General features: G+C 62.3%; 13 protein-coding genes and 1 pseudogene. 5 read left to right on the top strand and 9 right to left on the bottom strand.

Annotated features, from left to right (window positions below):
- Position 1: 1 nt before the first annotated feature.
- Together istA and istB are read left to right on the top strand one after the other, a co-directional pair.
- Positions 2 to 1,264 (top strand): IS21 family transposase, encoded by a 1,263-nt coding sequence (gene istA / locus CAF53_RS21620; protein WP_067739295.1) that lies wholly within the window; start codon positions 2 to 4, stop codon positions 1,262 to 1,264.
- Positions 1,261 to 2,121 carry an IS21-like element helper ATPase IstB gene (gene istB / locus CAF53_RS21615; RefSeq protein ID WP_067739292.1) on the top strand — a complete coding sequence of 287 codons (861 nt, stop codon included), beginning with the start codon at positions 1,261 to 1,263 and terminating at the stop codon, positions 2,119 to 2,121. The genes istA and istB overlap by 4 nt, the downstream gene beginning before the upstream one ends.
- A 76-nt stretch (positions 2,122 to 2,197) precedes the next feature.
- Here istB and CAF53_RS21610 read toward each other — a convergent pair.
- Positions 2,198 to 2,869 (bottom strand): annotated as a pseudogene (locus CAF53_RS21610) (hypothetical protein); the annotation flags it as partial.
- A 28-nt stretch (positions 2,870 to 2,897) separates the two neighbouring features.
- Between CAF53_RS21610 and CAF53_RS21605 the strand changes: the two are divergent.
- Positions 2,898 to 3,392: a hypothetical protein gene (locus tag CAF53_RS21605; protein WP_020819414.1), complete on the top strand. Its 495-nt coding sequence runs from the start codon at positions 2,898 to 2,900 to the stop codon at positions 3,390 to 3,392.
- A 35-nt stretch (positions 3,393 to 3,427) separates the two neighbouring features.
- Here the strand turns inward: CAF53_RS21605 and CAF53_RS21600 are convergent, their stop codons facing one another.
- From CAF53_RS21600 to CAF53_RS21585, 4 genes are all read right to left on the bottom strand, one after another.
- On the bottom strand, positions 3,428 to 3,934 hold the full coding sequence (locus CAF53_RS21600) for a thermonuclease family protein (RefSeq protein ID WP_020819413.1): 507 nt from the start codon (positions 3,932 to 3,934) through the stop codon (positions 3,428 to 3,430).
- A 53-nt stretch (positions 3,935 to 3,987) separates the two neighbouring features.
- Positions 3,988 to 4,467, bottom strand: a complete 480-nt coding sequence (locus CAF53_RS21595; protein ID WP_020819412.1) for a hypothetical protein — start codon at positions 4,465 to 4,467, stop codon at positions 3,988 to 3,990.
- 118 nt (positions 4,468 to 4,585) lie between these two features.
- Positions 4,586 to 4,792 (bottom strand): hypothetical protein, encoded by a 207-nt coding sequence (locus CAF53_RS21590; RefSeq protein WP_020819411.1) that lies wholly within the window; start codon positions 4,790 to 4,792, stop codon positions 4,586 to 4,588.
- A gap of 32 nt (positions 4,793 to 4,824) precedes the next feature.
- Entirely contained in the window at positions 4,825 to 5,436 is a 612-nt protein-coding gene (locus CAF53_RS21585) for a hypothetical protein (RefSeq protein WP_067738952.1), read from the bottom strand.
- A gap of 164 nt (positions 5,437 to 5,600) precedes the next feature.
- Between CAF53_RS21585 and CAF53_RS21580 the strand changes: the two genes are divergently transcribed.
- Positions 5,601 to 6,527, top strand: coding sequence for a cysteine synthase family protein (locus CAF53_RS21580; RefSeq protein WP_020819407.1), 927 nt, complete (start codon positions 5,601 to 5,603; stop codon positions 6,525 to 6,527).
- Here CAF53_RS21580 and CAF53_RS21575 read toward each other — a convergent pair.
- The gene (locus CAF53_RS21575) at positions 6,416 to 7,477 is read right to left on the bottom strand and encodes a zincin-like metallopeptidase domain-containing protein (RefSeq protein WP_081796477.1); all 1,062 of its coding nucleotides are present in this window, start codon (positions 7,475 to 7,477) and stop codon (positions 6,416 to 6,418) included. The genes CAF53_RS21580 and CAF53_RS21575 overlap by 112 nt on opposite strands.
- An 81-nt stretch (positions 7,478 to 7,558) precedes the next feature.
- Positions 7,559 to 9,673: a ParB/RepB/Spo0J family partition protein gene (locus tag CAF53_RS21570; protein WP_020819396.1), complete on the bottom strand. Its 2,115-nt coding sequence runs from the start codon at positions 9,671 to 9,673 to the stop codon at positions 7,559 to 7,561.
- 152 nt (positions 9,674 to 9,825) lie between these two features.
- Between CAF53_RS21570 and CAF53_RS21565 the strand changes: the two genes are divergently transcribed.
- Positions 9,826 to 10,692 carry an arginase family protein gene (locus CAF53_RS21565; protein ID WP_021222983.1) on the top strand — a complete coding sequence of 289 codons (867 nt, stop codon included), beginning with the start codon at positions 9,826 to 9,828 and terminating at the stop codon, positions 10,690 to 10,692.
- A 204-nt stretch (positions 10,693 to 10,896) separates the two neighbouring features.
- On the opposite strand, the gene CAF53_RS21560 is transcribed toward CAF53_RS21565, so the two are convergent.
- Positions 10,897 to 11,508, bottom strand: coding sequence for a PAS domain-containing protein (locus CAF53_RS21560; RefSeq protein ID WP_020819394.1), 612 nt, complete (start codon positions 11,506 to 11,508; stop codon positions 10,897 to 10,899).
- Between the two features lie 33 nt (positions 11,509 to 11,541).
- A complete protein-coding gene (locus CAF53_RS21555) occupies positions 11,542 to 11,895 on the bottom strand; it encodes an NAD(P)H-dependent oxidoreductase (protein WP_079640273.1) in 354 nt (117 codons plus the stop codon).
- Between the last annotated feature and the right edge of the window lie 32 nt (positions 11,896 to 11,927).

Raw genomic sequence — 11,927 nt, 5'->3', positions numbered from 1 at the left:
GATGATCCGACTTGGAGAATTGATGATGATCCTCGAATTACATCGGCAGGGCGTATCGATATCCGCCATTGCCCGACGCACTGGTCGCGATCCCAAGACCATCCGAAAATATATCGAACGGGGTGTCGAGGCCCCGGTTTACGGCCCACGCATGCTGGGTCGACCGAACAAACTGGCACCCTATCTAGAATTTTTGCGTGAGCGAGTGGTGGCCTTTCCCGATCTGACGGCGGCGCGTCTGACGCGGGAAATCCGTGAGCTGGGGTATATGGGCGCCTATACTGCGGTAAAGCGGTTCCTGGCAGCGATTCGACCGGAAAACGGCCCCAAGCCCTTCGAGGTTCGGTTCGAGACGCCGCCTGGCGTGCAGGCACAGGTCGACTTTGCCCGGTTCGTCGTCGAATTTACCGATGAGCCCGGCGTCAGCCGGATCGTCTGGCTATTCAGCTTGGTGCTGGGACATTCGCGCTTCCTGTTTGCACGCTACGTCATGCACCAGGATCTCCAAACTCTGTTGCGCTGTCATATGCAGGCCTTTGAAGCGCTCGGTGGCGTCCCGATCGAAATCCTCTACGATCGCATGAAAACCGCCGTAACCGGCGAAGATGATCAGGGCCATATCATCTACAATCGATCATTGCTGGCCCTGGCGGGGCATTACCGCTTCGTGCCACGCGCCTGCCGTCCCTATCGGGCCAAGACCAAGGGAAAGGTCGAGCGGCCGTTCAGCTATATCCGCAAGGACTTCTTCCTGGGCCGCAGCTTCCGCAATCTGGACGATCTCAATGTCCAGCTAATCGACTGGCTCGATACCGTCGCCAATGTCCGTGTCCACGGGACGACGCAGCGGATTATTGTTGAAGCCTTCGCCGCCGAGCAGCCTGAGTTGCAGCTGCTCCCGGCGGGTCGCTTTGACGCCGTTCTGAAGCTGGAGCGCCGCGTCAGCCATGATGGGATGGTCTCTGTCGGCGGCAATTACTACAGCGTTCCCGATCGCACTCGGCGCGTCGTCGAAATCCAGCAGTTGCCTGACAAGATCAGGATCGTAGACCTGGGCCAGGTCATTGCCGAGCACCCGGTTCTTGAGGGGCGTCGGCAGTGTAGGATCGATCCTGCGCATCGGACAGGCGGCAGCGGCGCCAAGCGCCGTATCCATGGCAAAGAGGTAATCGCCATCGGTCGTATAGGCGAGCATGTCGCTGTGCGCTCCCTGGCCATCTATCAGGCGATCGGCAGCCAACTGGCGCGGGGAGAACGGCCATGAACCAAGGGGGTGCCGCATCCCGCGTCGATAATATCCGCCGCAGCCTGGTCCATCTCAAAATGCCACGCGCTCTGGAGATGCTCGACGCCACCCTGCGCGGCATAGAGCAGGGCAAAATCGATGGCATCGAGGCCATCGACATATTGCTGAACGAAGAACTATCGCTCCGGGAGAACCGCAGGATCAAGGCGGCCCTGCGCATGGCAAGGCTGCCGATCATCAAGACGCTGGACGGATATGACTTCTCCTTCCAGCCATCGCTCGACCGGAACCGCATCCTGGCGCTCGCTGGCCTGGACTTCATCAACCGGGCCGAGGTGGTGCATCTGTTGGGTCCGCCCGGTACCGGAAAAAGCCATATCGCCACTGCTCTTGCAGTCGAGGCCGTGAAGGCGGGCAAGAGCGTCTACTTCATCCCGCTCGCCGATCTGATCGCTTCACTGACCAAGGCGGAACGGGAGGGCACGCTGCGCGAAAGGATCCGCTTCCTATGCCGATCCGCGCTGCTCGTCGTAGACGAGATCGGGTATCTCCCTGTTACGCCGGGCGGTGGCAACCTGTTCTTCCAACTCGTCAATGCCCGATACGAAAAGGGCGCTATGATCCTGACATCCAACCGCGGCTTTGCCGAATGGGGTGATGTCTTTGGCGATCCGGTGGTGGCCACCGCGCTGCTCGACCGCCTCCTTCACCACGCGGTGGTCATCCAGATCGAGGGCTCCAGCTATCGCATGCGACAGCACGCTGACCTGCTGCCCGAGCATGCGCGCATGGCACCGTCCATCAACCCGCCGCCCTTGCCCAAACGGCGTGGCCGCCCGCCAGCAAAGGAAAATCCCGATCTCCATCACGGCTGATCACCGACACAACCGTCCCGCCAAACTAGGGAATTTTAGATGCCCACTTTTGCGGAATCTTCGGCGCCCGTTGACAGATGGCGGCGCCCTTGACGCCGAAGAGATGCAGACGGGTCTGCCTTGGCAGCACCTGGTCGAGACGATCAACGACGGCGATCAGTCCATCCGCGCCATGGACAGGGCGCCGGCACATGCTGCCGACACCGACAAGCCCGGCGCGCTCGATCATATGCGCGAGCGCCACTGCACAGCGTTCATAATCACCGGGATGACGTCCCTGAATGACCGGCATGAAGGTCGCATCGATCCCGGCATTTTCAGCGCGCAGCCGGCATTCGATGTTGGCCCGGATGGTACGGGACATGCGGTCGAGCACCTCGTTGCGATCGCTGGCCACTTCCTGCTCGACGCAATAGTCGAGGCTTGCCCACCAGCGGAATGGATAGGCTGCGGCCAGGCCGACATAATCATCGACCGTCCAGGGATAGCGCCCATAGGTGACCATTGCGCTGAACCCCGCGCTGTCGAGGCTGAGGCTGCGAAGACCATGCGCATTCATGAGTGGCCGCGTCGTCCAGCCGGCCCATTCGCGCCAACCTCGCTTCGTCGACCAGCGCGACAGGGCATTGGCGGAAATCAGGACGGGCTGCTGAAGCTGTCGGGCGCGCCGCAGGAGCACCCCATCAGCAAGGTGCGGCAGTCCCACCATGACAGCGATCGAGCGTGACTTGACCGGATAATTGTTCATGTTATGTTCCATTCAAGGGAGATTTTTAATGACCGAGCAGGCCGCCCGCTATTTTGAACCGTTCGATCTCGATGTGACGCTGCGCGATGCCGCGCTTGACGATCAAAACCGCCCCACCCGCCGCATGCTGGCCAATGCGGCGATCGGTATGCATGTCGAGGATGCCTATTATTCGGTGCGCGAACTGCGCGAGGCGATGTCCTGGGTCCATGAGGGTGAGACGGGCGGCAAGCGCAAGCTCGCGTCCATCCTGAGCAATCCGGCAGGCGACGATTTCCAGCGCTGCATCTATTTCTGCCTCGCTGGCCGCGGCATCGTCGAGATGCTCGACGATCTGATGTGGCTCGAAGAGCTGCTCGAAGCGCGCGGCCGCGTCGCGGGCAGCATCCACCGCCGGAAAATCAGGGCACGTCCGCTGGTCTCGCCTTATGTAGCTGACGAACCGGATGGCCCTGTCGTCGCCTCAACCGAGAACTTCAGGCAAGGCCGTTCCTGGTGGGCCGATCCCGGCCTCACTGCCTGACGGGACCGCGCGGTACGCCGCTCCAGCCTTGGAGATCACCGCTCACAAGCGAGGCGGTCGCCGCGCCGCCACCGAGCCGGCTCGATCCACTGGCCAGCGAACGCGCCAGCCTTGTTTCGCTGCGCGGCGGCAAAGGCTTCGGTATATTGCTTCGCACGCGCCGGATCGGTTTTCAGGAATTGGGGTTGGGGAATGGCGAGACCCGCGCGGATCAGCGTCTCTCCGAGATCGCGGCCTTTCACGGTCACAGTCGCCACCGGCCGACCATAGCTCGAGCGGTTGGTGAGCCGGATTTGGGCGTCGGCTTCGCCCAGAATCCGCGCGGCATGATCCTGAGCCGCCTTGCCACATTCCCAGCACGACCGCGCCCGTTCACAGAGCTGACGGCGCTCGAACGCATCGACACCAAGGAGACGGAAATCGGCTGCAATCGTGTCGCCATCGAGCGCGCGAGCGGATGCGGTAAACCCCGGCTCATTGACGGGAGCACCCCGGACGTCGCATGCGGAGACAAGGAATAGGAAACACAGAAAACGATACATTCGATGTCTATGACAAAGGGCGCTGATCTTTTCCATTGCGTCGAACACGAAGTTCAGTCCCCAGGAAACCAGTCGAACGTCAAGGTGCGCGCGCCGGCCCGGCTTTCGAGTTCAAGGACGTCGGCAATGGTCCAGATCTTGCGGGATTCGCGCGCCAGGTCCGCGTAACCACCGTAGGTGCAGCCGCCATGCACGATGAACTGGGCGTGGATGTTCTGGGTCGCCGCTTCGGAGAGAAAGAAGCCCGCAACGCCCTTGATATATTGTGGCGGGAGAACGCCCAGCATAGCGTCGTAGAAACGCTGCGTGATCCGGCTGAGAGGAAATGACGCCAATGTTTCGGCGCGCGTGCGTTCGAAATAGGCGTTGGTGGACTCGACAACAGCGTCGGGATGGCGATCGCGGTGACGCGCGAGCAGCGCGGCTGCGTCCTCCCTGCTGTGTGCGTAGTCGAGGGGGAATTTCGAAGACCGCGCGGTAATGTAAAAGTTAGTGTCCATGGCGGATCCTTCCAGCTTGGAGAACACCGTCATTCATCCCCCTTCCCTCTTGCCATGGGTCGCGAGCGGCGGGATCATGGGCCTGGCTGCGTTGCAGCGGCGGTCAGCATGCGGATGGGCTTTGCTCCGGAAGACATGAATGGAGAGGGCTTCAGGCGACCATCTCGAGGACGATCAGGCCCGACGACGCAGGGTCGGTAGAGATGCGGAAAGGCTGCAGCGGATCGGTAGTGCGCAGGATGCTTACCTTACCCTGCGAATGATCGAAAATCCGGCTGGCGACGCGCAGGGCATTCTCGCGGCTGCAGAGCAACTGGCGTTTGGGAGACAGACAACGCCTGTCGATGGCCGTCGTCATGACCTGATCCCTTTCTCCTCGAGGATTGACGCTCATGCAAACAGCGTCTTGTGGATCTTGGTGACCGGTACGACCACCCAGGCGCGCGTCATGAGGCGACTGATCCGGTAGAAGCAGCCATTCTGCGGATCGCGAAGCACGAGCCTCCGGCCGCGCTTGCAGACGACGAACTCCTGCGCGACATTACCGTCGGTGAAGGTCACCGGCTCGGGAAGCCGGATGCGATCCCCGTCCGCGAGTTTGCGCGCGCGGTGCGCAAGGTTCGCCCGGCAACGTGCGCGCCAATCGAGCGCATATTCATGCTCGGTCGGGCTCAGCAGATCGAGGATCGCCGCGGGGCAGTCGGCCTCGCATGGCCCCATATTTTCGGTCATATCCTTGTACCCGAACTGGTGGCCATCGCGCGAGCGTGGATTCCAGCGCACCAGGCACACTACCGCGAAAACGTTGCCGGCAATGCCGTCCACGATTTCCTGGGCTGCGGCGTAATAGGTCCGATTTCCCGGACAGGAGGACGCGAGCACCCTGAGGCCGCGTTTCGTGCCGTCCTCGAGCGTGTTTTCGTAGGTAAGCTGCGCGTCGAGATAGGATTTGGCGGTCTTGTGGCCGCCCATCGACGTAAAGGGCATGAAGAGCCATCCCATGATGAGTCCTTTCTTGAGGAAGGAAACCGGCCGCTGGCCGTTTCCGGTTTGAGGATCGTCGGGCCGCGAGCGCTGGTCAGCAGGCGAACGCCCGCGTATCAAAGTCGCAGTATTTTCATGTCGTGCGGATGTGACCTTCCGCACCCGTCATTGTCGGAGAAGTCATGCTCGCCGCGTCGGCCATTGAGATAATCGGCGGCACGCCTTTGATCGCACTGGATCGCATCTACACGGGTCCTGGTCGCATCATCGCCAAGGCCGAGTTCCTGCTGCCCGGGGGAAGTGTGAAGGACCGTGCCGCCAAGGCGATCCTGCTTGCCGCAAGAGAGGATGGCCGGCTGAAGCCGGGAATGCCGGTCGTGGAAATGACGAGCGGAAACATGGGCGCCGGACTGGCGGTGGCATGCGCCGCGCTCGGCCATCCCCTCGTCGTCACGATGTCGGCAGGCAACAGTCCGGCGCGAGCGAAGATGCTCGAAGGACTCGGCGCCGAAGTGGTGCTCATCGCCCAGGTGGATGGAAGCCCGGGCCAGGTGACGGGTTCCGATGTCAATGCTGCCGCACAGGCGGCTTGCGCGATCGCCCGGGCGCGTGACGGTTTCTACGTCGATCAGTTCAACGCTGCAGAGGGGATCGCAGCGCACGAGACCACGACAGGCCCGGAGATCCTGGCGCAGTTCGGTGGCCCGGTCGACGGATGGGTTGCAGCGGTCGGCACGGGCTGCACCTTCGTGGGCGTTGCAAAGGCGTTGAAGCGCGCCAATCCCGGTACGGTCTGCGCCGCTGTCGAACCGCTGAACGCGCGGCCGCTGGCCGGAGAACCGGTGCTCGACGCCCGGCATAAACTCCAGGGCATCGGTTATGGCACGGTTCCGCCGCACTGGGATCCGTCGCTGATGGATATGAGTGTCGGCATCAGCGATGATGAAGCTGAAGAGTGGCGGCGTACTCTGGCCCATCGCGAGGGCCTGTACGTCGGCTATTCTGCCGCTGCGAACGTCTGCGCCGCGGCAAAGCTGCTGGCATCGGGGCGGTTGACGGCTGATGCCGTCGTGGCAACGGTGCTTTGTGATACCGGCCTGAAATACTGAACCTCGGCGTGGGGGTGGCCCCGATGGACGTGCATCCGGTCGGCTGCCGGCTGCGCCTTGCTCGCCGCGCCGAAGCTTTTGAGATACGCGAAAGCCTGTTCAGCCTTGGCGGCAGCGTGGATGATCGCGGTCTTGTCGCCGCGGAGGATACCGAGCCAATGCGCCACATAGCTCGCATGACTGTCATGGAGGACGTTGGGCAGACCAAGGTCAGCACAGCAGAGCCCCGCCCCGATCTCGGCGACCAGTTCTTCGAACGCATAGGCCTTGTCGCCGAAGCGCTTGCCGAAGGTCCGTGCGAGTCGGCTGGAATGGCCCGACCAGTGAACCGTCTCGTGGCAACGCGTGGACGCATAGTGATCCATGCTGCGGAAGGCCGTTCGGTTCGGCAGCTGGATATGATCGAAGGTCGGTGTGAAGTAGGCTTGGTTTCCGCCATGGCGAACGTCGGCAGGGATTCCCGTGAAGAAGGCGTCGATCGCCGCCTGCCGCTCGGACGGGATCAGAGGCTGCTCCGGTTCGTCAGAGGGGTAGAAATAGGCTGGAAGACCGTCGATCTGATCGGCGTTGAACACGATGTAATGGCGCAGGAACCGGATGCTCCGCTCCACTTGCTTGCCGGTTTCGGGGTGCTCCTCACGCTTCTTGAACGAGGAATAATAAACCGAAAGCGCGCCGGTTTGACCCTTGCGGACGTGCCCGCCTAGCGTTTCCGCCTGGCGCCAGGTCATCCAGTAACGCGAACGATAACCCTGGGCATCGCCGAGCGCCCAGAGATAAAGCGTATTGATGCCCTGATACGGCGTGCCGCAATGACGCAGCGGGCGTCCGCCCGCCCCGTTCAGCCGCCAGGGCCTCGACCAGGGCGGAACACCCTCCTCGAGCTTGCGGATGATGAGGTCGGTGATTTCGGCGGCGACATCGCGGCTCGTGCGTTTCGCAAGGGACATGGCGCTTCTCCGTGCGGAAGGGGAAAAGGCCGCCGGCACGGGACCACGCGCCGGCGGCAAGGCATCCAGGAGAAAGCGGCGTCAGGCCGCGAGAGCGTCCTGATCGGGCGATTCCGCTTCGATTTCGCAGGCACCGGACACTGTCTCGTCGACGCCAGCCACGCCAACCTCTTCGGCATCCTCGGGCTCGACGATCGCCTGCTCTTCAGGATCGCCTTCGGCGGGTTCGAGATCGTCCGCCTCGGTCTTGTCGAGGAAGCGCATGGCGTCGGGCACCCAGGCAAGCGCCGCGTCCCGGACCTCGGGCTCGACGATCGCTTCGCCCGCGAAGAGCTTCGCGCACGATTCCGAGATCTCCGACTTCTTCATCGTCGCGTGGCGCGCGGTCAGCGCCGCGCCGCCGACATCGGCGAGCAGCGTCAGGATCGAGCCCTTGCTGATGCGGTCGAAGAAGTTCTCGGATGTCGGCCGCCACCAGCTTGCGACATCGACATCCATGATCGTCGCCAACCGGTTGTGGAGCGGACACTGCTCGGCGCGGTAGCTCGCCTTCGCTTCGAGCGACATCGCCACGATGTAGGCGAGCCAGGCCGCCTTGCTGTCGTCGTCGAGCGCCCGGAACGCCTCGAACCGGTCGACCTCGGACTTGTGCTCCAGCCAACTCGCATCGAGCCCGTCATGGGCTTCGGCGAGATAGCCCCGCGCGCGGGTCGTCGGCTGGTCGCCACTCACCGGATCCTGCGGCGAGCGAGCGCGAATGGTCGAGCCATAGGCGCTGAACGTGCTGGCGCGATCGTCAATCATGACGAAGAGCGCATAGTCGAGCGCCAGGGCCGGATGGCTGAGCAGGGTCGCTGCGAGCACGTCGCGCCGCTGCATCGCCAGCTCATCGTAGAGCCGGGCGCTGAGCGGCTTGCCGCCCGGGGCGATCGCTTCGGGCGGCGGAGCAGGCGGCGTGTAGCTGCCGCCCGGGCCGGTCGAACCGCCACCGCCGGCACCATCGCCGTGGTCGTCCTCGCCGTTTTCATCAGCGCCGCCGATGCTGACCGGTTCCTCGCTATAATATTCGGTGTCGAGGACCATCTCGCCTCTGGGCGTCAGCTTGAGAAACGCGCCGACGAGCGGCTTGATCTCGTCAGGCAGCACCGGCGGGATGTTGTGGAGCGCGTGTTCTTCCTCGGACAGGGCATCATATTCCTGGTCGAGCGCCTTGTAGGCATCCTCATCGATGGTCTCGTCATCCATCTCCTCGGCGATGGCTTCCTGCCGCTGTGCAATCGCATCGAGGCGGGCCAGCTGCGCCTCGGTGAAATCAGGCTGCGGCAGGATCACCCGGTAGAGGCCGGTCGCCGCGCTATGCGTGTAGTTCGACGCAATCGGCCGGATCCAGGCGAGACCGAGTTCCTCGCCGATCCGCTTGGCTTCCGCTTCCATGATGTCCGCGGCGAGCCGCTGCGCGATCTCGGGGTTCACCCACTTGTCGCCGCTGTCGCTGAAAAGGTCGCGGTCGATCTTGCCGCCAGCCTCGGCATAGCGGTCCTCGCCGACCAGGATCGCGACCGGATCGGTCGACTTCATCGTTTCGTTGGCGATGACGCGGCGGATAGTGTCGGCATTGGCATAGCTGGTGCCGTAGCTGTTCCAGACGAGAAGCTGCTTCTCCTGGTTTTCGGTCGAGGCATAGGCCTTGGCGACGTCCAGCGTGATGGTGCCTTCGCTCAGCGCCTCGAAGATGGGCTCGGCCAGGGTCGCGAGCCGCAGGCGGCCCTCGACGAACCGACGGGTGAGGCCGAAGCGCTTGGCGACACCGTCGATATCATTATTGAGACCGATGAAATACTGGAACGCGCGGCATTCCTCGGCAGGCGTCATCTTGAGCTGATGGAAGTTGGCCGCGGTCGAGGTCTCGGACAGGGTCGCCTCGTCGCCGACGAGAACCTTGACGGGAACATCGTAGGTTTCAGGGTCGATGGTGCCGCGCTCGGCGAGCATGAGCAGACCGCGCAGGCGGCGACCGCCATCGAAGACCTCGAAAGTGCCGCGCGGCTTTTTCACAGGCGTGACGAGCAGGTTCTGGAGTACGCCGCGAGCTTCGAGATCGGCGGCCATCTGCGGTATTTCCAGCAGGTCGTCGGGCCGCCTGCGGACATTGATGGGAGAAAGCGTAAGCTTCGAGAGCTTAACGGTCGTGGTCATCGGAGGAACTCCTTCTGGCATCCGGATCAGCCCGGACACCAGCATCACTCCCCCTTCCCTCTCGAACCCCGGGGCGCCCCGTGGGCGTGGCTTTTTTCCGCCGGACAACCTACATTGTCTTCTCTTCCGGCCTCGAAAGAATATGATCTGCGGTGACCTCCACGACGCTCCGTTTGAACATGCCGCAATGGCAGGGTGGCGATGAACCCGCCTATAGCTTTGGTTCCGAATTGTTGCGCTGGCTTGCCCCGCCGCATGACGGCCCCGAGGAAACCGTGGCGGTTCCGGAACCGGACGGAAGCTCCCCGCCGGTTAGCCGTGGCATCAAGTGGTGCGCCGCCCTCTTGTCTCAAGCAAGAGCGGCGCGCGAAGCCATCGAGCGGCATGCGCCCGATCGGATCGTGACGCTTGGCGGCGACTGCCTGGTCGATCTTGCGCCGATGGCGTATCTAAGCCGCAGATATGGTGAAAAGCTGGGCGTTCTCTGGCTCGATGCCCATCCCGACGTGATGAGCGCTGCCGAGTTTTCGCACGCCCATGCCCATGTGCTTGCCCTGCTGCTTGGCCGGGGCGACGAGGCTTTCACGGCAGAAGTGCCCCGCAAGCTGGACGCCCGGCGTGTGATGATCGCCGGCATGCAGGGATGGAACGCGGATGAAGACCTGATCCTGAAGGAACTGGGCATCCGGCATATCCCGCCAGCCGTCCTTGCTGACAGCAGCCGGCCGATCCTCGACTGGATCGAGACCGAGGGAATCACGCATCTTGCGGTACATTTCGACCTCGATGTCCTCGATCCGGCTCATTTTTCTCCGCTGCTGTTCAACAGGCCGGGCATGCCGGAGGGGGCCTTCGATGGAATAGAGCAAGGCCGTATGCAGCTGGACCAGGTGGTGCGCCTGTTGAAAGAGATCGGCGCGGCAGTGGATATGGTTGGCCTTGCCATCGCCGAACATCTGCCATGGGACATGCTGCGCCTGAGAAACAGCCTTGCCGAGTTACCCATCATGAAATCATGAAACTCACTGTGGGCTGAAACCGCCCCGAGTTTCGGAATACCAATGGCGCACCACTCGCGAAGCTATCCTCGCCGCTTTGGACACGCCTTCCCCCCGATCTCGAGGTAAACGTCGTCACCGCTACGCGATGCTTCACAATCTGAATGTGACGGACTTCTCCTGTGAGAGCGGCGCTGACCGCCGATGAGACGTCATTAGAGGGTGTCAATGACCAACGAAACCCGCAGTGCCGACTGTTTCGGTGACATCTCGTGCTTGATGCAGAATGCACACCAGCTGCGCTTCGTCATTCAGGATCGGAACGGACACCGTCTGCCAATAGCGCTCGAGAAACCGGCCATCGGAACCCCGCAGGTCATAGCGCTGTGCTTTCATGGCATGCTGGCGCCGTCCCTGTGCCGCGATGCGGATGGAATCAAACAAGCCTGCGACGCCGGTTGCATCCTCAAGATCCGGATTATCCGGAAAGACGTCAAAGAGCCTTTCTCCGGCCACTCTGCTGCGCTCGGTATAGGTGATGGCAGTATGCGCATCGTTGACGTCGAGGATTCGCATACCAGCCCTCGGATCGATGATCATCGTAGGCTGGGTAGAGGTCTCCGTCAGGCGTTGAAAAAGGCTCCGATCACATGATGATAGCGCGCCAAATTCAATAGGATATCTCTGCACGCCAAGTGCGGCGGCGTTGAGCAATGCAAGCTCGCGTTGAATTGAACGGATCTGCTGCAGCAGATAGCTGCGCTCGGTGTCGGCAACGTCTGCGCCCAGGCAGGCCCTGAATTTCTTCAAGTTTTCGTGCAGGATGAAGCGTTGCACATTACCCCCTAAGGTTTCAATTGTGCCTCGGATCTATGAACTTCTCCGGTCCCGAGAAGTTTCCCCGACTCGCTGGCATCTGCAACGCAATAAATACACTGAATGACCTCTGAGCACAGGAACGTCTCCGAGCCATAGTGGGTAAAGGATGACCACATGATTCGCCCAGCGAATGTCTGTCTGGGCCTTGTGAATGGCGGCGGCGGGCGCATTGTCCCGCCACTCCCCGGCCGATCGCAAGATAGGGAAATCAAGTTCTGCAATCTCGATCCGGCGCACTTCATGGCCTGCCGCCTCGCCGCCCGCCGCATAGGCATCCGCAAGCGCATGAACGTACCGGGTCCCGTTTGGGTCGGGATGCCCATCGATAATCGTGATGCGGGTCATGACATCTCCTGAATCCGCCATCCACGCATCGT

Source organism: Sphingobium sp. LB126 (genome assembly GCF_002795205.1).
GTDB classification, from domain to species: Bacteria; Pseudomonadota; Alphaproteobacteria; order Sphingomonadales; family Sphingomonadaceae; genus Sphingobium; species Sphingobium chungbukense.
The sequence above is the reverse complement of the archived record's forward strand: the minus strand, read 5'-3'. Positions and strand labels throughout refer to the sequence as shown.